At 43.1% G+C, this 24,878-nt stretch carries 28 protein-coding genes and 1 riboswitch; of the genes, 23 read left to right on the forward strand and 5 right to left on the reverse strand.

The genetic code is table 11. The annotated features are described in order from the left end of the window. Positions 1-35 precede the first annotated feature (35 nt). Together BLL40_RS03315 and BLL40_RS03320 are read right to left on the reverse strand one after the other, a co-directional pair. Positions 36-359: an ArsR/SmtB family transcription factor gene (locus BLL40_RS03315; RefSeq protein WP_073710509.1), complete on the reverse strand. Its 324-nt coding sequence runs from the start codon at positions 357-359 to the stop codon at positions 36-38. Continuing rightward, positions 349-2,106, reverse strand: coding sequence for a SulP family inorganic anion transporter (locus BLL40_RS03320; protein WP_073710510.1), 1,758 nt, complete (start codon positions 2,104-2,106; stop codon positions 349-351). The genes BLL40_RS03315 and BLL40_RS03320 overlap by 11 nt, the downstream gene beginning before the upstream one ends. 143 nt (positions 2,107-2,249) lie before the next feature. Here BLL40_RS03320 and BLL40_RS03325 point away from each other — a divergent pair, with 143 nt between their 5' ends. The 13 genes from BLL40_RS03325 (at position 2,250) to sufB (ending at position 12,697) form a co-directional block, all read left to right on the forward strand. Next, entirely contained in the window at positions 2,250-2,600 is a 351-nt protein-coding gene (locus tag BLL40_RS03325) for an arsenate reductase family protein (protein WP_073710551.1), read from the forward strand. Between the two features lie 73 nt (positions 2,601-2,673). Further along, on the forward strand, positions 2,674-3,057 hold the full coding sequence (gene gcvH / locus BLL40_RS03330; RefSeq protein WP_073710511.1) for a glycine cleavage system protein GcvH: 384 nt from the start codon (positions 2,674-2,676) through the stop codon (positions 3,055-3,057). A 95-nt stretch (positions 3,058-3,152) separates the two neighbouring features. Further along, positions 3,153-3,503, forward strand: coding sequence for a toprim domain-containing protein (locus BLL40_RS03335; protein WP_173799886.1), 351 nt, complete (start codon positions 3,153-3,155; stop codon positions 3,501-3,503). An 8-nt stretch (positions 3,504-3,511) separates the two neighbouring features. Further along, a complete protein-coding gene (locus BLL40_RS03340; protein WP_073710512.1) occupies positions 3,512-3,811 on the forward strand; it encodes a thioredoxin family protein in 300 nt (99 codons plus the stop codon). Between the two features lie 86 nt (positions 3,812-3,897). Further along, positions 3,898-4,002: riboswitch (SAM riboswitch) on the forward strand. 73 nt (positions 4,003-4,075) lie between these two features. Continuing rightward, positions 4,076-5,101: a methionine ABC transporter ATP-binding protein gene (locus BLL40_RS03345; RefSeq protein ID WP_073710513.1), complete on the forward strand. Its 1,026-nt coding sequence runs from the start codon at positions 4,076-4,078 to the stop codon at positions 5,099-5,101. Further along, entirely contained in the window at positions 5,094-5,762 is a 669-nt protein-coding gene (locus BLL40_RS03350) for a methionine ABC transporter permease (RefSeq protein WP_073710514.1), read from the forward strand. The genes BLL40_RS03345 and BLL40_RS03350 overlap by 8 nt, the downstream gene beginning before the upstream one ends. Before the next feature lie 29 nt (positions 5,763-5,791). Next, entirely contained in the window at positions 5,792-6,643 is an 852-nt protein-coding gene (locus BLL40_RS03355) for a MetQ/NlpA family ABC transporter substrate-binding protein (protein WP_073710515.1), read from the forward strand. 514 nt (positions 6,644-7,157) lie between these two features. Then, on the forward strand, positions 7,158-7,337 hold the full coding sequence (locus tag BLL40_RS03360; RefSeq protein WP_073710516.1) for a YuzK family famiily protein: 180 nt from the start codon (positions 7,158-7,160) through the stop codon (positions 7,335-7,337). Between the two features lie 180 nt (positions 7,338-7,517). After that, entirely contained in the window at positions 7,518-8,294 is a 777-nt protein-coding gene (gene sufC, locus BLL40_RS03365; protein ID WP_073710517.1) for a Fe-S cluster assembly ATPase SufC, read from the forward strand. Positions 8,295-8,314: 20 nt separating this feature from the next. After that, on the forward strand, positions 8,315-9,628 hold the full coding sequence (gene sufD / locus BLL40_RS03370) for a Fe-S cluster assembly protein SufD (RefSeq protein WP_095532814.1): 1,314 nt from the start codon (positions 8,315-8,317) through the stop codon (positions 9,626-9,628). Continuing rightward, positions 9,625-10,854 (forward strand): cysteine desulfurase, encoded by a 1,230-nt coding sequence (locus BLL40_RS03375; RefSeq protein WP_073710519.1) that lies wholly within the window; start codon positions 9,625-9,627, stop codon positions 10,852-10,854. The genes sufD and BLL40_RS03375 overlap by 4 nt, the downstream gene beginning before the upstream one ends. Beyond that, complete coding sequence (gene sufU, locus BLL40_RS03380; RefSeq protein WP_073710520.1) at positions 10,844-11,278, forward strand: Fe-S cluster assembly sulfur transfer protein SufU; 435 nt, start codon at positions 10,844-10,846, stop codon at positions 11,276-11,278. Before BLL40_RS03375 ends, sufU begins: the two co-directional genes overlap by 11 nt. Positions 11,279-11,299: 21 nt before the next feature. Beyond that, on the forward strand, positions 11,300-12,697 hold the full coding sequence (sufB, locus tag BLL40_RS03385) for a Fe-S cluster assembly protein SufB (protein WP_073710521.1): 1,398 nt from the start codon (positions 11,300-11,302) through the stop codon (positions 12,695-12,697). Positions 12,698-12,769: 72 nt separating this feature from the next. Here the strand turns inward: sufB and BLL40_RS03390 are convergent, their stop codons facing one another. Next, the gene (locus BLL40_RS03390; RefSeq protein WP_073710522.1) at positions 12,770-13,795 is read right to left on the reverse strand and encodes a methyl-accepting chemotaxis protein; all 1,026 of its coding nucleotides are present in this window, start codon (positions 13,793-13,795) and stop codon (positions 12,770-12,772) included. A 133-nt stretch (positions 13,796-13,928) separates the two neighbouring features. Here BLL40_RS03390 and BLL40_RS03395 point away from each other — a divergent pair, with 133 nt between their 5' ends. The 7 genes from BLL40_RS03395 (at position 13,929) to BLL40_RS03425 (ending at position 20,781) form a co-directional block, all read left to right on the forward strand. Further along, a complete protein-coding gene (locus BLL40_RS03395; protein WP_073710523.1) occupies positions 13,929-14,774 on the forward strand; it encodes a DUF72 domain-containing protein in 846 nt (281 codons plus the stop codon). 15 nt (positions 14,775-14,789) lie between these two features. Continuing rightward, positions 14,790-15,599: a sulfite exporter TauE/SafE family protein gene (locus tag BLL40_RS03400; RefSeq protein ID WP_073710524.1), complete on the forward strand. Its 810-nt coding sequence runs from the start codon at positions 14,790-14,792 to the stop codon at positions 15,597-15,599. A 15-nt stretch (positions 15,600-15,614) separates the two neighbouring features. Next, positions 15,615-16,970 (forward strand): bifunctional metallophosphatase/5'-nucleotidase, encoded by a 1,356-nt coding sequence (locus tag BLL40_RS03405; protein ID WP_073710525.1) that lies wholly within the window; start codon positions 15,615-15,617, stop codon positions 16,968-16,970. Positions 16,971-17,009: 39 nt separating this feature from the next. Further along, entirely contained in the window at positions 17,010-17,747 is a 738-nt protein-coding gene (yunB, locus tag BLL40_RS03410; RefSeq protein WP_073710526.1) for a sporulation protein YunB, read from the forward strand. Positions 17,748-17,861: 114 nt separating this feature from the next. After that, a complete protein-coding gene (locus tag BLL40_RS03415; protein WP_073710527.1) occupies positions 17,862-19,436 on the forward strand; it encodes a Na+/H+ antiporter NhaC family protein in 1,575 nt (524 codons plus the stop codon). A 146-nt stretch (positions 19,437-19,582) separates the two neighbouring features. Next, positions 19,583-20,497 (forward strand): lipoyl synthase, encoded by a 915-nt coding sequence (gene lipA, locus BLL40_RS03420; protein WP_073710528.1) that lies wholly within the window; start codon positions 19,583-19,585, stop codon positions 20,495-20,497. After that, positions 20,494-20,781 (forward strand): YutD family protein, encoded by a 288-nt coding sequence (locus BLL40_RS03425; RefSeq protein ID WP_073710529.1) that lies wholly within the window; start codon positions 20,494-20,496, stop codon positions 20,779-20,781. The genes lipA and BLL40_RS03425 overlap by 4 nt, the downstream gene beginning before the upstream one ends. A 115-nt stretch (positions 20,782-20,896) precedes the next feature. Here BLL40_RS03425 and BLL40_RS03430 read toward each other — a convergent pair whose 3' ends face one another. Next, a complete protein-coding gene (locus BLL40_RS03430) occupies positions 20,897-21,163 on the reverse strand; it encodes a DUF3055 domain-containing protein (protein WP_073710530.1) in 267 nt (88 codons plus the stop codon). A 73-nt stretch (positions 21,164-21,236) separates the two neighbouring features. Here BLL40_RS03430 and BLL40_RS03435 point away from each other — a divergent pair, with 73 nt between their 5' ends. The 3 genes from BLL40_RS03435 (at position 21,237) to BLL40_RS03445 (ending at position 24,070) form a co-directional block, all read left to right on the forward strand. Continuing rightward, positions 21,237-21,677, forward strand: coding sequence for a DUF86 domain-containing protein (locus tag BLL40_RS03435; protein WP_073710531.1), 441 nt, complete (start codon positions 21,237-21,239; stop codon positions 21,675-21,677). 14 nt (positions 21,678-21,691) lie between these two features. After that, complete coding sequence (locus BLL40_RS03440; protein ID WP_095532815.1) at positions 21,692-22,459, forward strand: TIGR01457 family HAD-type hydrolase; 768 nt, start codon at positions 21,692-21,694, stop codon at positions 22,457-22,459. A 93-nt stretch (positions 22,460-22,552) separates the two neighbouring features. Next, positions 22,553-24,070: an FAD-dependent oxidoreductase gene (locus BLL40_RS03445; protein WP_073710532.1), complete on the forward strand. Its 1,518-nt coding sequence runs from the start codon at positions 22,553-22,555 to the stop codon at positions 24,068-24,070. A 276-nt stretch (positions 24,071-24,346) separates the two neighbouring features. Here the strand turns inward: BLL40_RS03445 and BLL40_RS03450 are convergent, their stop codons facing one another. Further along, positions 24,347-24,853: a phosphatidylglycerophosphatase A family protein gene (locus BLL40_RS03450; protein WP_083566246.1), complete on the reverse strand. Its 507-nt coding sequence runs from the start codon at positions 24,851-24,853 to the stop codon at positions 24,347-24,349. Between the last annotated feature and the right edge of the window lie 25 nt (positions 24,854-24,878).

Raw genomic sequence — 24,878 nt, forward strand, 5'->3', positions numbered from 1 at the left:
AAAGACAGCCGGAGTATCATCTCCCGGCTGTCTTTTCATTCTTTCATCTGATCAAGCATTGAAATCGTATCAACAAGATGATTGTTAAAGATTTGCTTCGCCACAGACAGCAGTTCAACAATCATTGGGTCACGAAGCGAATAAATGACCCGGTTTCCATCTTTTGTGCCCGTCACAATGTTTTTTCCACGTAAAATGGTTAATTGTTGAGAAACAGCGGAACCTTCACTGCCAGCAAGGCTTTGAAGTTCATTGACGCTTTTCTCACCTTCAGCCAGCAGTTCAAGAATTTTAATGCGCAGTGGATGAGCAAGCGCTTTAAAAAAGTCCGCTTTAAATTGTTGCATATTAAGATTCAATCGGTATTTCCTCCTTTTCACAAATAGGTTGTTGTCCCTTAGAAAAGGCTTCACATTCTCTAAAGGCAAAATGTCGGCAGCCAAGACATGTATCTTTATTTAAATGTAACAGAGCGGCGTTGATCGCGTCACCTGTATGAGCGAAAAAATGATCGTTGCCAATCGATTCGTATAAGCCTGTTTTCTTTAATACGCTTTCAGGCTGAGGATTTAATCCGGATATGAAAACGATTCCATGCTTTGAAAAGCTTTTGACAATACTAGACAAATAGGATTCTCCGGTCGTATCCATAAAAGGCACTTTCCCCATTCGAAGCAGCAGCACCTCTGGTTGATAGTTAACGGTCTTCATAATTGATTGCTGAAACGTTTGCGCTGCCCCAAAGAAAAGCGGCCCTTCGATATTGTATATACTAATTTGCGGGCAGTCATGCGAATCGCTCACGACATGGCTGGCCACTTTCTCACGTTTGTCGAGAGGATTAGGCAATGCTTTTTCTGCCACCATCGTATCACTCATTCGTTTCGTAAAGATCATGACAGCCAGTATGAGGCCGACTTCCACCGCAACGGTTAAATCCATAAAGACAGTTAATAAAAACGTGACGACTAATACGAGTGAATCGGTTGTTTTCGTCTTTACTAAATGAATAAAAATATGCCGCTCACTCATATTCCAGGCGACGATCATTAAAATAGGCGCCATGCTGGCTAATGGAATTTTGGATGCGTATGGCGCAAAAAGCAATAAAATGATCAACACAACGAGTCCATGTACAATACCGGACACGGGTGAAACAGCGCCATTTTTAATATTGGTTGCTGTTCTCGCAATGGCGCCTGTCGCCGGAATGCCGCCGAACAAAGGTGTTACGATGTTGGCAATGCCCTGTCCAACTAATTCCCTATTGCTATTATGTTTGCTATTGGTCATCCCATCTGCCACAACAGCCGATAAAAGCGATTCAATGGCGCCAAGGATCGCAATAACAAAAGCAGGTTGAATCATCTGCTGCACCTTTTCAAACGTAATCTCGGGCATATGAAACCGCGGGAGTGCACCAGAAATGGTGCCATATGTCGAACCAATGGTGGCCACTTCACCTGGATATAAACAAATGGCCATCAAGGTGGAAAAAACAAGAGCGATAAGTGGTCCCGGTATTTTTGGAGATAACGTTGGTGTATACATAACGGTTAGTAAACAAATGACCGCTGTTAGGACGCTGTATCCGTTCACAGTATGAATATTTAAAACGACCTCTATCATATTATCAATAAATGCTTCATGTTTTTCTACACCTGTCAAACCGAGAAAATTCGGAATTTGCCCGGTAAAGATTATAACGGCAATTCCAGACGTAAAACCGATGGTAACCGGACGCGGGATAAAGGTAATGAGCGAACCTAATTTAAAGAGGCCCATCAAGACTAAAAGAATCCCAGCTAGGAAACCAGCAATTAATAAATTTTCAAACCCGTATGTCATGACGATGCTGAATAAAATAGGGATAAATGCCCCAGTCGGTCCACCAATTTGAAAGCGTGAACCGCCAAATAACGAAATAAGGATGCCGGCGATGATCGTCGTATAAATGCCGTATTCAGGCTTCACACCGGACGCAATGGCAAACGCCATCCCTAAAGGAATCGCAATAATCCCGACAACGAGTCCAGATAAAAGATCTTTTTGAAATGCTTGCAGGGAGTACGGTTTATATCTACCGGTAAAAAACCATTGCCGCATATAAATCATCCTTTTTATATTTATATATTTGATTATTTGAATATATATAAATTACGCCGATTTTTATAGAATGTCAATTGAATGTTTAGAAAGAAGGATATCTGCAAATGCTGTCGAAATTTAATATTGATGAGGTGAAAAGAATGAAATTTTATTGGTATCCGAAATGTGGAACGTGCCGCAATGCGAAAAAGTGGCTTGATGAGAAAGGTGTTACGTATGACGCGATTCATATTGTCGAAGCCCCTCCTTCAAAAGAAGAATTGAAACAGGCATATGAAAAAAGCGGACTGCCGCTGAAGAAATTTTTCAATACAAGCGGGCAAAAATATCGTGAGTTTGGGTTAAAGGATCAAGTAGCCACTGCATCTGATGACGAATTGCTTGCTATTCTTGCATCAGATGGCATGCTGATCAAGCGTCCGCTCGCGATTGGCGATGAAGCGGTAACGGTTGGCTTTAAAGAAGAGGAATACAATACGAAGTGGACGTGATGCTCTCTTGCATTCTGCCTGATGAATGAGTAAAGTGTAGAGTATAATTCTTTTAATCGGGAGGGATAAACAAATGAATGTACCTAAAGAGCTGCGTTATTCTGAGGAACATGAATGGGTAAAACAAGAAGAAGGGAACGTGCGCATCGGGATTACTGATTTTGCGCAATCGGAACTAGGTGATATCGTATTTGTTGAGCTGCCAGCTGTTGGTGATGAAATTAAAGCTGACGAGCCGTTCGGAAGCGTAGAATCTGTTAAAACCGTGTCAGAGTTATATGCACCGATCAGCGGAAAAGTGATTGAAATCAACGAAGAGCTTGAAGACAGCCCTGAGTTCGTGAATGAATCTGCTTACGATAAAGCATGGATGATTTTAGTTGAGCCGTCTGATGCGTCACAAATTGATAAATTAATGACAGCAGAGCAGTACGAAGAAAGAGTAAAAGAAGATTAATTGACAGGCCGGCCCAATGCCGGTCTTTTTTTACTTTGCTTTTTTCTCGGAAACGAGTGAAAATAGAGTTAACAATGTGCAGTGGGGTGATGGTGATGATTTTGGAAAAAACAATTATCGTCGAAGGATTATCGGATCGTAAGCGAGTGGCTGAAATTGTGAAAGAACCGGTAGACATCATTTGTACGAATGGGACGATTAGCATATCGCGTCTAGATGAACTTGTAGAGGAATTGTTCGAGCAGGATGTGTACATTTTAGTCGATGCAGATGCATCAGGTGATAAGCTGCGCCGCCAGTTTAAACGTGAGCTGCCCCATGCTCGTCATCTCTATATTGACCGCAAATATAAAGAAGTCGCTGCTGCCCCTCACCGCTACCTTGCGTCTATTTTAATGGCAGCGAATATTGATGTGCGAGGGGAATTTTTACAGAAAGAAGGATGACCTTAATAATGGAAACAACACAGTCAATTGACGATTTTTTAGCCGGTCCGAAAGCGGCTTTATATGTATATACGCCGATGTGTGGCACATGCCAGGTTGCCGGCAAAATGCTCGATGTGGTTGAAGCGATGAATATCGATTTGCCGCTGGAGCGGGTTAATTTAAATTATCATGAAGACCTTGCCCGTGAGTTTGGGGTTGAAAGCGTCCCTTGTTTGCTTTTAATATCAGAGGGAAAGCTTAAAAAGAAAGTTTACGCTTTTCAGTCGGTTCCTTATATATATGAAGAAATGATTTCTCATTTTTAAATTTGATAAATTTTGTAAAAATTATACAAATTTTCCGTTGACATAGACGCCATTCCGGTGATAAAATCCATTCATATTTATAGTAACTCTTATCAAGAGAGGCTGAGGGATGTGCCCGATGAAGCCCGGCAACCATCTTTTTTAGAAAAGGTGCCAAATCACGCAAAGCAATGTGCTTTGAGAGATGAGAGAAAGGGAACTTTACGTACTGCCTTTCTGTTCTTATCTGCAGACAGGCTTTTTTTGTGAAAAGGAGTTAACATCATGATTTTAATTGAACAGGCAAAGAAAATATTTCAAACGAAAAATGGCCCAGTTACGGCCGTTGATGATATAGATCTTTCCATTTTAGAAGGCGAGATTTTCGGTATGATCGGCTACAGCGGTGCAGGTAAAAGTACGCTCATTCGCATGTTGAACGGCCTTGAGACACCAACAGAAGGATCTGTAACCGTTGCAGGGCGGACGGTCTCCGAAATTAAAGGCGTCGAACTACGGAAAGCACGCCAAGAAATCGGTATGATTTTTCAACACTTCAATTTACTTTGGTCTCGTACAGTGCGCGACAATATTGCCTTTCCGCTTGAAATTGCGGGAGTATCGAAAGCGGAACGAGACAAACGCGTGAATGAATTGATCGAGCTTGTCGGTCTTGATGGACGCGGAGACTCTTATCCTGCGCAGCTGTCAGGCGGTCAAAAGCAGCGTGTCGGCATCGCTCGGGCACTCGCAAATAACCCGAAAGTATTATTATGTGATGAAGCAACATCAGCACTTGACCCGCAGACGACGGATTCCATTTTAGAATTGCTCGTTGATATTAATGAGCGCCTCGGACTGACGATCGTGCTCATTACGCATGAAATGCACGTCATACGCAAAATTTGTCATCGTGTTGCGGTGATGGAAGCGGGTAAGATCGTGGAAATGGGCCCAGTACTTGACGTATTCCGCCGTCCGGAACAGCCCATTACAAAACGATTTGTCCAGCAGGTGACGGAGCCGGAAGAGTCGAAAGAAACAATCCGGCATTTAGTAGAAGCACACCCTGAAGGGAAAATTGTTAAATTGACGTTCGTCGGTGTATCAGCTGAGCAGCCGGTAATTACAGACATTATTCGACGCTTTGAGGTGGCGGTCAACATTTTGCAAGGGAAAATTTCACAGACGCAAAATGGCGCATATGGCACATTGTTCGTTCATGTAACCGGTAATGCTTCTGAAGTCGACAAAGCAGTAGCGTTTTTAGATGCGCAGCAAGTAGATTCGGAGGTTATTACATATGATTGAACAATGGTTTCCAAATGTAGACTGGGGAAAAATGTGGGAAGCGACCCTTCAGACGCTTTATATGACGAGCATTTCCGTCGTCATCACATTCATTCTTGGCCTTTTGCTCGGATTATTGCTCTTTTTAACATCGAAAGGACAGCTGTGGGAAAATAAAGCGGTCTATGGCATCACGGCCGTTATTGTCAATGTCTTCCGCTCCATTCCATTTATCATTTTAATTGTCCTGCTTATTCCGTTTACGAAAGCGATTATCGGCACGATTATCGGTGAAAATGCGGCGTTGCCGGCACTGATTATCGGAGCGGCCCCGTTTTATGCACGCATGGTTGAAATTGCACTGCGTGAAATTGATAAAGGTGTTATTGAAGCGGCAAGAGCAATGGGCGCATCCACAAGCACGATTATTCGAAAAGTGCTCATCCCGGAATCGTTGCCAGCACTCGTTTCAGGACTCACCGTTACAGCCATTGCCCTTGTCAGTTACACAGCGATGGCGGGTGTCATTGGGGCAGGGGGACTAGGAAATCTAGCCTTTTTAGACGGATTTCAGCGCAGCCGTAATGATGTGACACTGATGGCGACAATCGTTATACTCATTATTGTGTTTATCATTCAGTTTATCGGGGACACGTTCACACGAAAACTGGATAAACGATAAGATCAACTACTTTTAGGAGGAATGACAGGATGAAAAAATGGCTTATCGGTTTTTTAACAGCCACAATCGTGCTCGCTTTAGCAGCGTGCGGAAGCGGGGAAGAATCAACAGATAAAGAAAAAGCAGATTCTGGTTCATCAGAAGAGGACAAAACAATTGTTGTAGCGGCAAGTCCGGTACCTCATACAGCTATTTTAGAAGAGGCAAAAGCGGCATTAAAGGAAAAAGGATATACACTTGAAGTAAAAACATTTCAAGACTATGTTCTGCCGAATAAAGTGTTAGATGAAGGGGAAGTGGATGCGAATTACTTCCAACATGTTCCTTACCTTGAAGCTCAAAAAAAAGAACAGGGCTATGACTTCGTAAACGCTGGCGGTATTCATGTTGAACCTATCGGTGTTTATTCGAAAAAATACAAAAGTTTAAAAGAACTTCCAGAAGGTGCGAAAGTTATTTTAAGTTCATCTGTTGCCGATCATGGCCGTCTTTTAGCTCTTTTTGAAGAAGAAGGGTTAATTACATTGAAAGACGGTGTGGTGAAAGAATCAGCGACACTGGATGATATTGCTGAAAACAAAAAGAATTTGAAATTCGATTATGATTATGAGCCTGCTCTACTTCCGCAAATTTACAATAATGATGAAGGTGATGCCGTCATGATTAATTCAAACTATGCGGTAGACGCTGGCTTAAATCCACTCGAAGATGCAATTGCTCTTGAAGGAACAGACTCACCATATGTAAATATTATCGCTGTACGTTCCGGCGATGAAGATAAAGAAAAAATTAAAGCACTTGTTGATGTTCTTCACTCTAAGGAAATTCAAGACTTTATGTTGGAAGAGTGGGGCGGGGCATTCGTACCGGTCAATAAATAAAGTGAAACTTCATTCAATGGGGGGCGTCATCCCCTACTGAATAAACAGGAACTCAGGTAAAGAACGCCGCGTCCTGCGGCAATACCTGAGTGACCAGGCTCTGCCTAGCCCGAACCAATCGGGCTTTTACGGGCAGTTCATCCTCCGCTTATCCTTCTTAGGGATCTTACTGCCCGTTAATGCGGGATAAAGTGATAGAAACGTCTGGCTATGAGTCAGACGTTTTTTTTATGCTAAATTTTCAAAAAATTGTGAATTCGGGAGGATGTGGTTTATATTTTACGAATGGGTAAATATAGAAGAGTATGCCGGGTCTCACAACTTGTGAGAGAGACTGAGCCGGGCTCACGGCTTTTGCATGTCGTACCTGCATCCTGCTAATATAAATACTGGAGGAACATTTGGTACGGAGTGAAATGACTCTAAGCTAGGATCACTTTTTGCTCATAAATGAGCGGAGCATGCCTCCCAAAAAAACGAAAAGGATTGATTCCCTATTAGTAACTCACTGAAGATGAAGTACACAGAAGGCATGGAAAAAGCAATGCATGCATCCCACGGCGTAGGCTACGCGGTGTACAGTCAGAAGCATGAAGTGAGAATTGACGTCGAGCAGCAGCGTGAAGAAGAATATGTTACAAGCAGACGCATCGTTGCCGACTTTAACAGCAAACTTACTAACCACTTATCATAACAACAAAACGTGGAGAGAAGCCGGTGTAAAAAGCCGGTTTTTTTCATTTTATTTGATAATACTAATTATAAGCAACATCAACTGTTGAATATAAATGCGATTTGTTATAAGATTGTAATGAGAATAAATTGAGAATAGAAACAATCGGTTATTAAAGCCGATGAATACGGAGGGTAAATCATGTCACAATCAACGTTAACAGTTAAAGATCTTCACGTCTCAATTGACGGGAAAGAAATTTTAAAAGGTGTGAACCTAGAAATTAAAGGCGGCGAATTCCATGCGGTTATGGGACCGAATGGAACAGGTAAGTCGACTCTTTCTTCTGCGATTATGGGTCACCCTAAATATGAAGTTACACAAGGAACTATTACGCTGGACGGTGAAGACGTTCTGGAAATGGAAGTAGATGAGCGCGCACGTGCAGGTCTATTCCTAGGTATGCAGTACCCAAGCGAAATTACAGGAGTAACAAATGCTGAATTCCTTCGTTCCGCTGTGAATGCACGACGTGAAGAAGGCGATGAAATTTCATTGATGAAATTTATCCGCCAAATGGACAGCAATATGGACATTCTTGAAATGGATCAAGATATGGCACAGCGTTATTTAAACGAAGGTTTCTCCGGCGGTGAGAAAAAACGCAATGAAATTCTTCAATTGATGACAATTAAACCCAAAATTGCGATTCTCGATGAAATTGACTCTGGTCTTGACATTGATGCTTTGAAAGTTGTTTCACAAGGGATCAACCAAATGCGTGATGAGAACTTTGGCTGCCTGATTATTACTCATTACCAGCGTCTGCTTGATTACATCACACCTGACCATGTTCATGTCATGATGCAAGGCCGTGTCGTTAAGTCTGGTGGACCGGAACTAGCGCACCGCCTCGAAGCAGAAGGATATGACTGGATTAAACAGGAACTTGGCATCGAAGACGAAACGGTACAGTAATCGGAAGGGGCAGGAGGATAATTATGACTGAAACAAAATGGTTGGTTGATGAGTCAGTAATCCGCGACTTTTCAGCTGCAAACAACGAACCTGAATGGCTGTTAAATGCTCGTCTTGATGCGTTTAACAAAGCGGAAGACTTGCCGCTTCCAAAACCGGATAAAACGAAAATTGATAAATGGAATTTCACACAATTTGGTGCCCACAATGTAAACAGTACGCCGTATGCGTCGATTGCGGATCTTCCTGAAAAGGCAAAAGTAGTTGTCGGCGAGGAGAACACGGCGCAAAACGTGTACGTTCAACGAAATGGTGTGCCGTCTATTTTAAATCTATCAGCTGAATTGAAAGAAGCAGGCGTTATTTTTACGGATTTTGCAACCGCAGTGAAAGAACATAGCGACCTCGTTCAAAAGTATTTTATGACGCAAGTAGTTAAAGCAGATGAGCATAAATTGACAGCTCTTCATGCAGCACTTGTGAACGGCGGCGTCTTTTTATACGTCCCGAAAAACGTGGAAATTAAAGAACCAGTGCAAGCAGTGTTTATTCAGGACGACAAAAACGCGGCGATTTTTAACCACGTTATCGTCGTAGCGGAAGCAAACAGCTCCGTCACATATGTAGAAAACTACATTTCTACAGTGGAAACAGAGCAAGGCGTTGCGAACATCATCACAGAAGTAATCGCAGGTGACAATGCCCGTGTTTCATACGGAGCAGTTGATACGCTTGCTGAAAACATAACAGTATACGTAAATCGACGCGGTGTGACGGCACCTCATGCACATATCGAATGGTCACTTGGAAGCATGAACGACGGCAATATAGTTTCTGAGAATGTAACGAATTTAATCGGCGATGGATCGTATGCAGATACGAAAATGGTCGTTGTAGGCAGCGGCAAGCAGTCGATGAACTTTACAACGAAAGTCGTTCATTTTGGCAAACATACAGAGGGTTACATTTTGAAGCATGGCGTCATGAAAGATGAAGCGAAGGCAATCTTTAATGGAATCGGTAAAATTGAACACGGTGCTTCGAAATCAAATGCGGAGCAAGAATCACGTATTCTGATGTTAAGCGAAAAAGCACGCGGTGATGCAAACCCGATTTTGCTCATTGATGAAGATGATGTAACGGCAGGACACGCTGCTTCTGTTGGCCGTGTCGACCCGCTGCAGCTATACTATTTGATGAGCCGCGGTATTACAAAGCAGGAAGCAGAACGTCTCGTCATTCACGGATTCCTTGCGCCAGTTGTTAACAAATTGCCAATCGAGAATGTGAAGAAACAACTAAAAGGTATTATCGAAGGGAAAGTTCGCCAATGAATGCGAAAGAACTGAAAAAGTACTTTCCCATTTTAGATCAAGAAGTAAATGGTCATCCACTCGTTTATCTTGACAGTGCGGCAACATCTCAAAAACCGGTCCAAGTTATTGAAGCAATTAATAGCTATTACCGAACGTCGAATGCGAATGTCCATCGTGGCGTTCATACGCTCGGCAACCGGGCAACGGATTTATATGAAGGTGCGCGTGATAAAGTACGCCGCTTCATCAATTCGGGATCAACGAAAGAAATCATCTTTTTGCGCGGGACAACGACGGCACTTAACCTCGTTGCAGAAAGTTATGGACGTGCTAATGTAGGAGAAGGCGATGAAATCGTTATTACTTATATGGAGCATCATTCAAATATTATTCCGTGGCAGCAACTGGCGAAATATACAGGTGCTACGTTGAAATATATACCGATGCAAGAAGACGGAACGATTTCATTAGAAGACGTGCGGGCAACTGTTACGTCCAACACGAAAATTGTTTCCGTCATGATGGTATCAAATGTACTTGGTACGATTAATCCGATTGCGGACATTGCGAAAATAGCCCATGAAAATGGAGCTGTAATGGTTGTAGATGCAGCACAGGCTGCGCCGCATATTCAAATTGATGTACAAAAGCTAGATTGTGACTTCCTTGCTTTTTCAGGCCATAAAATGTGCGGACCGACTGGAATTGGCGTATTATACGGGAAAGAACAGTTGCTCAATAACATGGAGCCGATCGAATTTGGCGGCGAAATGATTGACTTTGTTGGTCTTTATGAATCGACATGGAAAGAACTACCATGGAAATTTGAAGGCGGGACACCCATTATTGCAGGCGCAATCGGTCTTGGTGCAGCCATCGATTTTTTAAATGAAATTGGTATCGATGCTATTGAGCAGCATGAACATATACTAGCGTCATACGCCCTTGACAAATTGTCGGAAATTCCGGATTTGACTATTTTTGGCCCGAAAAGCGGCCAAGATCGTGCCGGCGTTGTGACGTTTAATTTAGGTGACGTTCATCCACACGATGTGGCGACGGTTCTCGACGCAGAAGGCATTGCTGTACGTGCCGGTCATCACTGTGCACAGCCACTGATGAAATGGTGTGAAGTATCGTCTACAGCACGCGCAAGCTTTTATTTGTACAATACAGAAGAAGATATCGACAGACTTGCCGCCAGTTTGTTAAAAACGAAGGAGTATTTCTCAGATGTCTTTTAATAATTTAGACCAACTATATCGTCAAGTGATTATGGATCATTACAAGAATCCTCGTAATAAAGGATCAATTGAAGATGGAAGCGTCACAGTTGACATGAATAATCCAACGTGCGGTGACCGTATTCATTTGACGATTAATGTAGAAGATGGGCTTGTCACGGATGCGAAATTTGACGGAGAAGGCTGCTCGATTTCGATGTCTTCTGCGTCGATGATGACGCAAGCGATTAAAGGAAAAAAGATCGATGAAGCGGTTCGTCTAGCAAATGTTTTTTCAGATATGATGCTCGGCAAGGACTATCCAGAAGACTTAGATCTTGGTGATATTGAAGCACTGCAAGGTGTTGCTAAATTCCCGGCTCGCATTAAATGTGCGACGCTGTCGTGGAAAGCAATGGAAAAAGGGCTTCAGCAAGAGAAGTGAAATTGACAGGAGGAATGCAACATGGCAAAAAAAGCCCCTGAAATTGGAGATTACAAGTATGGTTTCCATGACCGTGACGTATCATTATTCCGTTCAGAACGCGGTTTGACGCCGGAAATTGTGAAAGAAATTTCAAAAATGAAAGAAGAACCAGAGTGGATGCTTGATTTCCGTTTGAAATCATTGGATCATTTTTATACAATGCCCATGCCGCAATGGGGTGGGGATATGTCTTCTTTGAATTTCGATGAAATTACGTATTATGTAAAGCCATCTGAAAAATCAGAGCGTTCATGGGATGAAGTACCGGAAGAAATCAAGCAAACGTTTGATAAACTCGGTATTCCAGAAGCAGAGCAAAAGTATCTTGCCGGTGTATCTGCTCAGTATGAATCAGAAGTGGTGTATCACAATATGAAAGAGGATCTGGAAGACTTGGGGATCGTCTTTAAAGATACGGATTCTGCTTTGAAAGAAGACGAAGAAATTTTCCGCAAGTACTGGGCAAAGCTTATTCCACCGACAGATAATAAGTTTGCTGCGTTAAATTCAGCTGTATGGTCCGGCGGCTCGTTCATTTATGTTCCGCCAGGCGTAAAAGTGGATACACCGCTTCAAGCGTACTTCCGTATTAACTCAGAAAACATGGGTCAGTTCGAACGGACGCTCATTATCGTTGATAAAGAAGCAAGCGTGCATTACGTAGAAGGATGTACAGCACCGGTTTATACAACGAACTCACTTCACTCGGCTGTCGTTGAGATTTTCGTTGAAGAAGGCGGATACTGCCGCTATACAACGATTCAAAACTGGGCAAACAATGTGTATAACCTTGTAACGAAACGTGCGATATGCGAAGCAAATGCGACAATGGAATGGGTCGATGGCAACATCGGATCAAAATTAACGATGAAATATCCGGCTGTTATTTTAAAAGGTGAAGGTGCACGAGGCATGACATTATCCATTGCCCTAGCCGGTAAAGGACAGCATCAAGATGCCGGTGCGAAAATGACCCATTTAGCACCAAATACATCATCAACGATCGTATCAAAATCAATCTCGAAACAAGGTGGTAAAGTAACGTACCGCGGAATTGTTCACTTCGGACGTAAAGCGGACGGTGCACGCTCAAACATCGAGTGCGATACGTTGATCATGGATAATAAATCAACATCTGATACGATTCCATATAACGAAATTTTGAACGATAATATTTCACTTGAGCATGAAGCGAAAGTGTCAAAAGTATCTGAAGAGCAGCTATTCTACTTGATGAGCCGCGGTATTTCAGAAGAAGAAGCAACTGAAATGATCGTAATGGGCTTCATCGAGCCGTTCACAAAAGAACTGCCAATGGAATATGCCGTTGAAATGAACCGTCTGATTAAGTTCGAAATGGAAGGTTCGATCGGTTAATATAAAAAAGTCCCCTTTCACGAGGGGATTTTTTTGATAGAAAAAAGTCTATTTCTTACTCAATAGACATGGCTATTTGACTTCTTCAATAATGGCGAACTGTTCGTCAGCCATTGAGACATCTTCAATATGGCTATGGTGTGTGCCTATATTTGTGATATCTTCTTGAATGCTAGCAAGCTGTTCATCGACTATTCGGGCATCTTCAATGTGTTGTGTAATCGTGTTTGTAATGTCATGGAAATAGCTGCTCGTATTTTCGATGAGGTAAATGGCATCATCGCTCAACTTTTTCTGGCTGTTCATGCCATTCAGTGAAGCTCGGGCATTGTCGCCAACCTCGTTTGAAATTTGTGCCATCTCAGCCATCATCGACATGACCTGGCTATTAATGCTCATAGCCATTTTCAGCACATCTTGGTTGCTGTATGTTGCTTTTTCAGCATCTTCAATTTTTGCTTGGATCGTTGTCGTCACTTCTTCAATATGTTTTGTACTCTCAGCTGTGCTTTCAGCTAGTTTCCGTACTTCTGCTGCGACAACGGCAAAGCCTTTCCCATGTTCACCGGCACGTGCGGCTTCAATGGAGGCATTAAGTGCAAGTAAATTTGTTTGGCTGGCGATCGAGCTGATGACTTGGACGATGTCTTTAATTGTTTTCGAATGTTCGCCGAGCTCTTTCATACTTTCTGCTGTGTCATTCATTTGACGCTCTAAACTATGGACAAGCCGTGTGTTTTCATTCATCATTTTTTCATGTTCGGTTGTTTTTTGAGACAGTGCACCGGATGAATCAAGCAATAATTGGCCGGTATCGACAAGTTGATGAGAGTTGTTGCTCGTTTGTTCACCAAGTGTTTTTACTTCATCGAACTGGCGTTGAATTTGCACAATAAGTTCTTCGAGATCATAATGCTGTTGATTGATTTGCTGATGCTGTCCAATGGTGTTTAGCACTGTATTTTCAACTTGTTCGAAAAATTGAGCGTGTGTTTCTTGAAGACGTGTATTTTCCTGTTCTAATTGTGCAATACGTTCGTTTGCTTCCTTTAATTCTATATTCAGATGCGTTCTTTGTTTTGATTTCCCCCAGGCCATGATACTTCCTCCTCATTTTGTTACCATTAGTGTAACAGACTTTTTAACTGATAGGTGAAAAGTCTTATGTGTATTTTCAAAATTAACATCAGCTTAATAATTATGCTACACTCTTTATATGAGGTGATCACGTATGATTTACACAGGTGTAACAGGATGGGGGGATCACGATACACTTTATACACAAGGTACGCGGTCCCGTGATAAATTAACGGAATATGCAGCTCATTTTCCGACAGTTGAAGTCGATTCGAGCTTTTATGCGGTACAACCGGAGCGGAATATGCGCAAGTGGACCGATGAAACGCCAGAGGGTTTCCGTTTCGTCGTAAAAGCATATCAAGGAATGACTGGACATGAGCGGGGAGACATTCCATTTGAATCAAAAGAAGAGATGTTTCATGCATTTCAATTGTCATTGATGCCGATGATTGAATCTAATAAGCTGGCGATGGTTTTGTTTCAATTTCCTCCATGGTTTGACTGTACACGTAAAAATGTCACGTATCTTAGGTATTGTAAAGAAAAAATGGGCGACGTGCCGCTTGCGATTGAATTCCGTAATCAAACGTGGTACAAAGCTGCTTTTATCGATAAAACACTGGCCTTTTTAGAACAGGAAAATTGGATTCATACAGTATGTGATGAACCGCAGGCTGGTGACGGATCGATTCCGATTGTACTTCAGGCAACCCATAAAGAGAAAACATTGATCCGTATGCACGGACGCAACCGGGCCGGATGGCAGAAAAATGCTAATAAAAACTGGCGGGAAGTACGCTATTTGTACCGCTACAATGAACATGAACTAAGGCAATGGGTTCACTATACAAACGAACTTAAGATGCAGTCTAAAGACGTATATATACTATTTAACAATAATTCCGGCGGAGATGCGGCAGACAATGCAAAGCAGTTTCTCGAGCTCTCTGGTATCCATTATGACAATCTGGCATCACGTCAGCTCGATCTTTTTTAGGAGGAACACCACACTATGGAATGGCTTATTTTACTCGCGATCGGGCTTATTGCCGCAGCGGTTGGTGCACTCGTCGGCCTTGGCGGCGGCATCATTATCGTGCCGGCGTTGCTGTTTCTCGGCGGCACGTCGATGCTCGATCCGGTTTCACCGCAAATCGCAGTCGGCACGTCATCCGTTATTTTAATTATTACCGGCTTGTCGTCAACACTCGCCTACATGAAGCAAAAAAAGGTGGATTATAAACTCGGATTTATTCTTTTTATCGGCAGTGCGCCCGGCAGCATCATCGGCGCGTATGCGAACAAAGGACTCGACATGAGTCAATTTAGCCTTTACTTTGGTTTATTTATGGTTTTCATGTCCTTTGTTCTTATGTTTAAAAATCGTGCGAAACCGATCCTTGGCACAGGCGGCATGACCCGAACGTTTACGGATAACGAAGGTACGCATACCTATTCAATCGAGCCGATTATTGGAACAATAGCCTCGTTTATTGTCGGCTTTTTTGGCGGCCTGTTCGGCATTGGCGGCGGCTCACTAATGGTGCCCGCGATGATTATGTTATTTGCCGTTCCGCCGCACGTCGCGGTGGCGACATCAATGCTCCTGATCTTCTTATCAGCAGGTGTCTCAAGCATGACGCATATATCGCTCGGCAATGTGGAATGGCTGTACGCCGCGGCACTTATCCCGGGTGCGTGGTTTGGTGCTAAACTTGGCGCTTGGCTGAACGCACGAATCGCCTCGAAAACGGTTGTGCTTCTGCTTCGTCTCGTTCTTATTTTTGTCGGTGTCCGTCTCATCTGGCAGGGCATCATGTAAAAGGTGGAATTATTTATGGAAAAAACGATACACATTTACCATACAAACGATTTACACAGTCATTTTGAAAATTGGCCGCGCATTGCTCTTTTTTTAAAGGAAAGAAGACACATTCATGAAGAAGCGGGAGAATACACATTTACGTTTGATATCGGGGATCATGTAGACCGCGCGCATCCTTTAACAGAAGGAACGCTTGGGTCTTTCAATGTGGGGTTATTAAATAAGTCAAAATATGATGCGGTCGCTATTGGCAATAATGAAGGCATTACATTACCGAAAGAAGGGTTAAACCGATTATATGAACAGGCGAGGTTTCCGGTCATTTGCGCGAATATTTTTAACCAAAATGGTACACGCCCAGAATGGGCATTGCCGTACACTTTCTTTCAGGCGGGAGATGTGACGATTGCGGTGACATCTGCAACGGCGCAGTATACCGCTTTTTATGAAGAGATTGGCTGGGAGATTAAAGATCCGCTAGATGAGTTGAAAAAGCAAATTAAAGCACTTAAAAAACGAGCAGATCTCGTTATTGTGCTGTCTCATTTAGGTATGTATGATGATGAAAAAATGGCGCAGGAAACAGAGGCAGACGTTATTCTCGGTGGACATACGCATCATTTATTCCACGAAGGAAAAGAAGTAAATGGTACTTTGCTTGCGGCGGCTGGGAAATATGGGTATTTCACCGGTCATGTGGAAATTGATATTAATGAAGAGACGCGTACTATTTGTGCAAAACGGGCACGTGTATATGAAACGAATCAGTCACTAAAAGCGCCAGACGATGAAAAAGAACAGCAGAAATCTTTTCTAGAACGAGGGAAAAAGGTGTTGTCTATACCGGTTGTGCATCTTGAAAAGACGTTAACGAGCGATTGGTTTAAGCCATCTATATTACCGCAAATGCTGGCAGAAGCGCTGACGGAATGGTGCAGCGCAGACTGTTCGTTTTTAAATGCAGGTGTTGTACTCGGAAACTTATCGGCCGGCACCGTAACAAAATACGATATTCACAGTCTGCTTCCTCATCCCATTAATCCGTGTATGATTGAACTGACAGGAGCGGAATTATCGGAAGTACTGCGTCAGACGCGTGATGAAAAGTGGCCGCATTTACAAATTAAAGGGCTCGGTTTTCGTGGGAAAGTGATGGGTCGATTCGTCTATGATCAGATTGAGATGGACGGCCCGGCTTTTTTCATCGGTGGACATGTACTTGATATGCAAAAAACGTACAAACTGGCAACACTCGACATGTTCACATACGGTCATTATTTTGTGGGACTTCACCGGGCACGTATGAAAACATATTATATGCCGGAATTTTTACGTGACGTATTAGAATGGAAATTGTTGAAGTTATGATGCCTCTTCCCGCATACAATGCGGAAAGGGGGTTTTTTTATGCGACGACGACGGCGAAGAAAATGGCAAGGCAAGTCGCAGTTGTCCATGCGCCATCGTGTTATGATGACTGTCCTTTTATTTATTATTGGCCTTTTATTTATATTCTGGCTGATTAACCGAAACCTTCAGCCACTTCTTTTAAATTATGCAGACGCGCAGACAGAAAAAATTGCTTCCATGGTGTTACAAAAAGCAATAAGTAAAGAAATTACCGACAATCTTGATATAAAAGACATTATGATTACAGATAAAGGAGAAGGAGGCGCAACAACTTTTAACGCACAAGTGATTAATAAAGTGCTTGCTGAAGTGACCGAGCTTGCGGAGGCAAATTTAGATGAAGCAGAGGCAGGGGATTTGAAAGAACTGGAGAAAATGTCGGGTGTTGATATTGATGCAAAACGGACGGCACAAGGAGATGGAATTGCCTACAGCATTCCACTCGGACAAATTACGAACAACGCGATACTTGGCAACCTCGGACCACGAATACCAATCCGATTTCATGCGATTGGAGATGTGACGTCCAATGTGAAAACGAAAGTGGAACCGTTCGGCATCAATTCAGCGTATGTCGAAGTATACATTGAACTCGAAGTAAATGTGAAAGTCATTGTACCGTTTGCATCTGATATGAAGATAGTCAAGCAAACACTGCCTGTGGCGATGGGGCTCGTACATGGCAAGGTGCCGAATTACTACAACCCTGATTCGGTCGGTATTCCAGCAAAATAAATGTGGTGGTAAATGTTCGTGTTTTCTGATAAGATGAAAACGAAATTAAACGCATGAGCAATGAATGCATTCTCTCATTGCTCTTTTTGCATGCTTATGTAGAGGAGAACGAGTATGGAAAATACAATCTTTTCCCTGTTACCACCACTACTGGCGATTATTATGGTGGTCGTAACGCGCCGTGTGCTTTTGTCACTTGGCATCGGCATTATCGCAGCAGCATTATTGCTAGCGGAGTTTAGCATTGGCAAAACGGCTTCCATCGTATGGTCTGCTTTTTCAGCTAATATCTATACGGTGACAGAGGGCGTTTTTGAATGGAGTATGTGGAATGTATATATCATTTGCTTTTTACTCATTCTCGGTATGATTACCGCATTTATTAACATTTCTGGCGGCAGCCGTGCATTTGGCGAATGGGCAGTAACACGTGTGAAATCACGTATGAGCGCGCAGGTGATGACGGCGTTGCTTGGTATTCTCATTTTTATCGATGATTACTTCAATGCGCTAGCGGTCGGACAAGTCTCACGTCCAATTACAGACCGTCATCGAATTTCCCGTGTAAAACTTGCCTATATTATTGATTCAACGTCTGCACCGGTTTGTGTAGTTGCACCGGTTTCCAGCTGGGGTGCCTATATTATTGGCTTAATTGGGACCATATTAACAGCTCATCAAGTGGCAGATTTAACAGCATTTTCAGCATTTATGCAAATGATGCCGATGAATTATTACGTCTGGGTGTCACTCGGTATGGTGTTTGTTGTGGCACTGTTGAACGCAGATTTTGGTCCGATGAAAAAGCATGAAGATCACGCGATTCAAACAGGTGAGGTCGTTTTTCAAGGACGGGATATTCCCGGTGAAATGAAAGAGGAGCTGCCTGTAAGTGATCGTGGGACAGTCGGGGGTCTTGTGTGGCCGATTGCCGCCTTGATAATGGGTACAGTTGCGGCGATGTTTTACACGGGCACTCAGGCTGCTGGAACAGGTGCGGATCTTCTCGCGATTTTCGAAAACACAGATGTGGCAAAATCATTGTTCTGGGGCGGTCTTGTCGGCTTCTCTGTTGCCATTCTTGTATTTGCCCGTCAAGCATCCGTTTTCTTAGAAGGAGCTCGTTCTGTTTTCGGCAAGGGTGTTTTAGAAGGATTAAAAGCGATGCTTCCTGCTGTGTATATTTTGTTATTTGCATGGACGATTGTCGCATTGATTGGTGAGCTCGGAACGGGTACCTATTTGGCTGGACTCGTTGAACAGTCGAACATGAATGTTGGCTTTTTGCCCGTTATTCTATTTGCGGTTGGGGGTATTATGGCCTTTTCAACGGGAACAAGCTGGGGAGCATTTGGTATTTTGCTACCAATTGCCGGTGAAATTGCTGCAGCAACGGATATGTCATTGCTGCTTCCGGCAATGGCTGCTGTACTGGCAGGTTCGGTATTCGGAGACCATTGCTCACCGATTTCCGACACAACCATTTTATCCTCCACGGGTGCTGGCAGTAACCATATTGATCACGTAATGACGCAAATCCCCTACGCACTTCTTTCAGCGGTCATAGCAATGATTGGCTATCTTGTGCTTGGTTTTACAGGTAGCACATTTGCAGGGCTGATCGTCTCACTTGCCTTGCTTAGTACGGCTGCACTCGTCTTAAAGAAGAAAAAAACAGCTATTCAGTAATATATTTTCTGCCCGTTTATATCATATAAATGAGGCTTATGAACGAAAAAAGCCGGAGCTGCCTGCTATGGGCAGTTCGGCTTTTATTTAGTTCATAATTGTGATAAAGTTAGCTTTATATTGTTCAATGATTGGAGATGGAACAAATGAGCACGAAAGAAGAACATTTGCGTAAACCGGAATGGTTAAAAATAAAGTTGAATACGAACGAAAACTATACAGGTTTGAAGAAAATGATGCGTGAAAAGAAATTACATACCGTTTGTGAAGAAGCAAAATGCCCAAATATTCATGAATGCTGGGCAGTTCGCCGTACCGCAACCTTTATGATTCTCGGTAGTGTTTGCACGCGCGCATGCCGTTTTTGTGCCGTGAAAACAGGCCTGCCAACGGAACTTGACTTAGAAGAACCAGAACGCGTAGCGGATTCTGTTGTGCAAATGAACTTGAAGCACGTGGTCGTAACAGCGGTTGCCCGTGATGACTTAAAAGACGGCGGCGCTTACGTATTCGCGGAAACTGTTCGAGCGATTCGTCGGAAAAATCCGTTTACGTCGATAGAAGTCTTGCCATCTGACATGGGAGGCATGGAAGAAAACCTGCAAATGCTTATGGACGCAAAACCGGATATTTTAAATCATAATATCGAAACAGTGCGCCGTTTAACACCGAGAGTTCGTGCACGCGCGAAGTATGACCGCTCGCTCGAATTTCTGCGCAGAGCGAAAGAAATGCAGCCAGAGATCCCAACAAAATCAAGCTTAATGATTGGTCTGGGCGAAACAAAAGAAGAAATTATTGAAGTAATGGATGATCTACGTGCGAACAATGTGGATATTATGACGATTGGTCAATACTTACAGCCGTCGAAAAAACATTTGAAAGTTATAAAATATTATCATCCGGACGAATTTGCAGAGTTGCGTGAAATTGCGATGACAAAAGGATTCAGCCACTGTGAAGCGGGACCAATGGTGCGTTCTTCTTACCATGCTGATGAACAAGTGAATGCAGCAGCAAAAGCGAGACATGAAAAAGGCGAGGCGCAGGCAGCAAAATGATCACCATTCAAAATGATTGCTATGACCTTATCGAAGAGCGGATGGACGGTTTCAATGAAGAAGCCTTCCGCGCCCGCTATAGTGATATTTTATCGAAATATGATTTTATTGTCGGTGACTGGGGCTACGGCCAACTGCGGCTGAAAGGGTTCTTTGACGACGACAGCAAAAAAGCGTCATACGATAATAAATATTCAACTGTACGAGATTATTTACTCGAATACTGCAACTTTGGCTGCGGCTATTTTATTTTAAAAAAGCTGCCTGCCCCAAGTGCAAAATGAAAACCGGCCTATTCAGCCGGTTTTTTTGTGTACAAAAGTGCGAATATACGCGAATCTATGAAAATAGCTGCAAAGCAAGAAAAAGACCCTGTTCGCAACGAACAGAACTCCATCATTAAATGACTTCATACAAAAATTCTTTTAATTCAGCTGCTTCTTCCTCGCTCAAATCAAAAGCATACTCAATATAGCCAGGCTCGTCTAAATCATCGCGGCCAATAATCGCATACTTGTTTCCTTGCAAATTCATCACGATCCGCTTTCCATAGTAGCGATCCGTCTGCATCAAGGCAAGATCATATCTCGCATGGTCACCGGCAAAACTGACGAAACGTGTCGTCGTCTTGTCCATTTCATCATAAAGAAAAAAACGTTCACTCATCCGTGGTCCTCCACTCGTTCATTTTCAACTATTGTATCACATGTTACAATAAGAGCGGAAAGGAAGGATGCTTGTGTATTTTATTGATCGAAAAAAAATGGAAGCAACACTCCGCTTTATGGAAGAGCAATTAACCCTTTTAGAACAACAGTCAGCATGGATAACACCGCTTGAACAGGCGGCGCTTGAACGCATTGCGCAAAGAATTGTGGAATCGATCATCGATGTCGGCAACGCGATGATCGATGGTTTTATTATGCGTGACCCCGGCAGCTACGACGATATCATTGATATTATGGAAGATGAAAAAGTCATTGTGCCAGAGCAGGCTGTACCACTTAAAGATGTGATCGGTCTTCGCAAAACGCTTGTCCGCGATTACACCGATATTTCGCACGATGAAATGGCAGCGCTATTAATCGCAAATAAAAAAGAATTGATTGATTTTCCAAAACGAGTCCGCACGTATCTAGAAAACGAACTCGGGCCTGTTTCTGCATTTTTACCTGAGTGAGGAGAGAGAGAATATTGACAAAATATAAAGGGTATTTAATTGATTTGGATGGAACGATGTATCTCGGTACGGATATTATTCCGGGTGCCCCGGAGTTTATTGATCGGTTAAATGCGGCGAACATTCCGTATTTGTTCGTTACGAATAACTCATCACGCACACCGAAACAGGTGGCGGACAAGCTTGTGAAAATGGGTATTCATACGACACCGGAAAATGTGTTTACAACATCACGGGCGACAGCTCAGTTTATTCACGATGAAAAACCAGGCGCATCCGTCTATGTGATCGGTGAAGATGGAATTCTTGAGGCACTTACAGATAAAGGATTAGAGGTTGTTACCCATGAAAACCCGGATTACGTTGTGACGGGTATTGACAGAGGCATTACATACGAAAAACTGGCAGGTGCATGTCTGTCTGTCCGAAACGGTGCTCGCTTCATATCCACAAACGGTGATATCGCCATTCCAACAGAGCGCGGCTTCCTGCCTGGCAACGGCTCGCTTACATCTGTTGTGACGGTCTCAACTGAAACTCAGCCTGTCTTCATTGGCAAACCGGAACCTGTTATTATGGAGCAGGCACTCGCTGTTCTCGGTACAACGAAAGAAGAAACGATTATGGTTGGCGATTATTATGACACGGATATACGTGCAGGTATTGGCATCGGCATTGACACATTGCTCGTCTACACAGGTGTTACGCAGCCAGACCACCTTGACCGCTACGAAATCAAGCCAACTCACACGAGTCAAAATTTAAATGAATGGCCTATTTAAGAAACAGCGATTAATCGCTGTTTCTTTTTTACGGGATAAAGTTGGACAAATGGGGGCATACAGATAGCATGACCACTAAATAGGAGGGTATTTATGCAACTCCCAAAACAATCAAAGTCGTACTGGAAAGATCATAGGAAACTACTGTCTTTTGCACCGCTAACTAAAAATATAACAGTGGATGTGACAGTCGTGGGTGGAGGAATGACAGGAATTATCTCTGCTTGGCTTTTAGCGAAAGAAGGAAAAAAGGTTGCTTTACTTGAATCGAGAAAGTTGACAGATGGGACGACGGGGTTTACAACGGCGAAAGTAACAGCACAGCACGGCCTTATTTATGATGAATTGATCCATACGATCGGTGAAGAAAAAGCTAGGTTATATTATGAAGCACAAGAAGAAGCGATCGCATTTTTAAAAAAGACGACGAAACAAATGTCCATTGATTGTGATTTTACAACCCAGGATGCCTATGTATATGCGGAAACGAAAGAAGCCGTTTCGCAAATTGAAAAAGAGCTCGATGCGTATGAAATTCTCGGGATAAACGGGGGACTTGCTGGAATGGAAGCAAGGATGAAGCTGCCGTTTAAAGTGGAAGAAGCAATTGTCATGCGCGATCAGGCACAGTTTCATCCAATCAAATTTTTGGAAGCACTCGTCCGAGACATGGCAGACGAAGTGCTGATATTTGAAGAAACTCGGGCGGAGTTAATAGAAAATAATAAAGTTCATACAACAGATGGATATGAAGTGACAAGCGAAAAGATCATTGTCTCCTCGCATTTTCCATTCAATGATTTTGACGGACTTTATTTTTCAAAGCTGCATGTCGAACGGTCTTATGCGATCGGTGTGAAAAGTGGCAGGGAACTCGAAGAAGGAATGTATATCAGCGTAGAGAAACCTTCGCGGTCATTGCGTTACGCAACGATGAAAAATGGGGAAAAACTGTTGATTGTCGGCGGTGAGAATCATCCGACAGGACGCAGTGAACAGGAAACGATGCACCACTATGAAAAATTAAAAGACTTTACGGAGCTTCATTTTGGTGTCAAAGACATTTTGTATCGGTGGTCGGCACAAGATTTAATCACATTGGACCGTGTGCCGTATATCGGTTTTGGTGCTGAAAACATTCTCGTCGCCACAGGGTATGCAAAGTGGGGAATGACAAACGGTGCAACAGCTGCTCGTATAATGACCGATCTCGTCATGGGGCGGGAAAATCGATTTACGGAACTGTTTGATCCGAAACGGATAAAATTGAAACAAGTCGATGTGAAAACATTTGTGACTGAAAATGCAAAAGTCGCCAAAGAATTAATCGGGGGGAAGCTGAAAGGATCAGAGAAAACGGTCGATGACTTGCAGCCGGATGAAGGTGGGGTGGTCGTCGTGGACGGCAAAAAGGCCGGTGCATATAAAGATGAACAAGGGAACTGTCATCTCGTCAATACGACGTGCACACATATGGGCTGTGAAACAGAATGGAATAACGCCGAACGTTCATGGGACTGCCCATGCCATGGCTCGCGCTATTCCTATGACGGCGAAGTGCTCGAAGGCCCGGCGCTTCAACCACTTGCCCCATTTGACAGAGAGAGATGAGTGAAAAGCTAGGAAATAGAGTAAATCTTTCAGAGAATGAATAAGGAGCTATCCATTATGAGATAGCTCCTTTCATCATTTATCGAAGATTAACGGGCAGTAAGACCCTTACTTTAAGACTTGGAAAAATCGAAAAAGAATGATTGGGGACAAATTGCCCGTAAAGGCCCGATTAGTTCGGCCCGGCTGAAACCGGTCACTCAGGTGTTGCTGCAGGATGTGGCGCTCTTTACTTGAGTGCCTTTTTAAATAACCCCTGCTGATGGAAGATTCACTTTATTCTGTATGCGCTGCGCGGTGGGCTAACCTGCTTGCTGCAGCCGCTGCAATGGCACCGACAATGTCATCTAAAAATGTATGCACCTGACCAGTTGACTTATCGTTTAGAAATTGCAAAATACCGGGTTTTTGTTTATCAATATATCCATAGCTTGTTAATCCAATTGTTCCGTATACGTTCACGATTGCCGTTGCAATTGTTTCATCAATGCCGTACAAGCTTTCATCCGTTTCAATAATTGATTGAAGCGGCTCTTGAAGCATTTTTTTCTCGGCTAGCATATCAAGTTGGATCCCAGTTAACACTGCATTTTGTACTTCGCGTTTTCGCAAAACAGCTTCCACATGTACAACGGCTTCTTCTAGCAGTAAATTTGGATGATAGGGCTGTTGCAAGTAAACGACGAGCTCTGCAATATCTTCTACTTTCACACCGCGTTCTGCAATCAAGCGACGTGCTGTTTTTTCTGACATACTCATTACGTGTTTTTCTTCTAGAGACAAATGAATCACACCTTTTTTCGTCATT

Origin of the sequence: Domibacillus mangrovi (genome assembly GCF_001906925.1) — a bacterium.
Taxonomy (GTDB): domain Bacteria; phylum Bacillota; class Bacilli; order Bacillales; family Domibacillaceae; genus Domibacillus; species Domibacillus mangrovi.

Bases quoted from the DNA above. Each gene is read 5' to 3' on its own strand.
- BLL40_RS03320 (WP_073710510.1), bottom strand. From the start codon at position 2,106: ATGCGGCAATGGTTTTTTACCGGTAGATATAAACCGTACTCCCTGCAA.
- BLL40_RS03325 (WP_073710551.1), top strand. From the start codon at position 2,250: ATGAAATTTTATTGGTATCCGAAATGTGGAACGTGCCGCAATGCGAAA.
- gcvH (WP_073710511.1), top strand. From the start codon at position 2,674: ATGAATGTACCTAAAGAGCTGCGTTATTCTGAGGAACATGAATGGGTA.
- BLL40_RS03335 (WP_173799886.1), top strand. From the start codon at position 3,153: ATGATTTTGGAAAAAACAATTATCGTCGAAGGATTATCGGATCGTAAG.
- BLL40_RS03340 (WP_073710512.1), top strand. From the start codon at position 3,512: ATGGAAACAACACAGTCAATTGACGATTTTTTAGCCGGTCCGAAAGCG.
- BLL40_RS03345 (WP_073710513.1), top strand. From the start codon at position 4,076: ATGATTTTAATTGAACAGGCAAAGAAAATATTTCAAACGAAAAATGGC.
- BLL40_RS03350 (WP_073710514.1), top strand. From the start codon at position 5,094: ATGATTGAACAATGGTTTCCAAATGTAGACTGGGGAAAAATGTGGGAA.
- BLL40_RS03355 (WP_073710515.1), top strand. From the start codon at position 5,792: ATGAAAAAATGGCTTATCGGTTTTTTAACAGCCACAATCGTGCTCGCT.
- BLL40_RS03360 (WP_073710516.1), top strand. From the start codon at position 7,158: ATGAAGTACACAGAAGGCATGGAAAAAGCAATGCATGCATCCCACGGC.
- sufC (WP_073710517.1), top strand. From the start codon at position 7,518: ATGTCACAATCAACGTTAACAGTTAAAGATCTTCACGTCTCAATTGAC.
- BLL40_RS03375 (WP_073710519.1), top strand. From the start codon at position 9,625: ATGAATGCGAAAGAACTGAAAAAGTACTTTCCCATTTTAGATCAAGAA.
- sufU (WP_073710520.1), top strand. From the start codon at position 10,844: ATGTCTTTTAATAATTTAGACCAACTATATCGTCAAGTGATTATGGAT.
- sufB (WP_073710521.1), top strand. From the start codon at position 11,300: ATGGCAAAAAAAGCCCCTGAAATTGGAGATTACAAGTATGGTTTCCAT.
- BLL40_RS03390 (WP_073710522.1), bottom strand. From the start codon at position 13,795: ATGGCCTGGGGGAAATCAAAACAAAGAACGCATCTGAATATAGAATTA.
- BLL40_RS03395 (WP_073710523.1), top strand. From the start codon at position 13,929: ATGATTTACACAGGTGTAACAGGATGGGGGGATCACGATACACTTTAT.
- BLL40_RS03400 (WP_073710524.1), top strand. From the start codon at position 14,790: ATGGAATGGCTTATTTTACTCGCGATCGGGCTTATTGCCGCAGCGGTT.
- BLL40_RS03405 (WP_073710525.1), top strand. From the start codon at position 15,615: ATGGAAAAAACGATACACATTTACCATACAAACGATTTACACAGTCAT.
- yunB (WP_073710526.1), top strand. From the start codon at position 17,010: ATGCGACGACGACGGCGAAGAAAATGGCAAGGCAAGTCGCAGTTGTCC.
- BLL40_RS03415 (WP_073710527.1), top strand. From the start codon at position 17,862: ATGGAAAATACAATCTTTTCCCTGTTACCACCACTACTGGCGATTATT.
- lipA (WP_073710528.1), top strand. From the start codon at position 19,583: ATGAGCACGAAAGAAGAACATTTGCGTAAACCGGAATGGTTAAAAATA.
- BLL40_RS03425 (WP_073710529.1), top strand. From the start codon at position 20,494: ATGATCACCATTCAAAATGATTGCTATGACCTTATCGAAGAGCGGATG.
- BLL40_RS03430 (WP_073710530.1), bottom strand. From the start codon at position 21,163: ATGAGTGAACGTTTTTTTCTTTATGATGAAATGGACAAGACGACGACA.
- BLL40_RS03445 (WP_073710532.1), top strand. From the start codon at position 22,553: ATGCAACTCCCAAAACAATCAAAGTCGTACTGGAAAGATCATAGGAAA.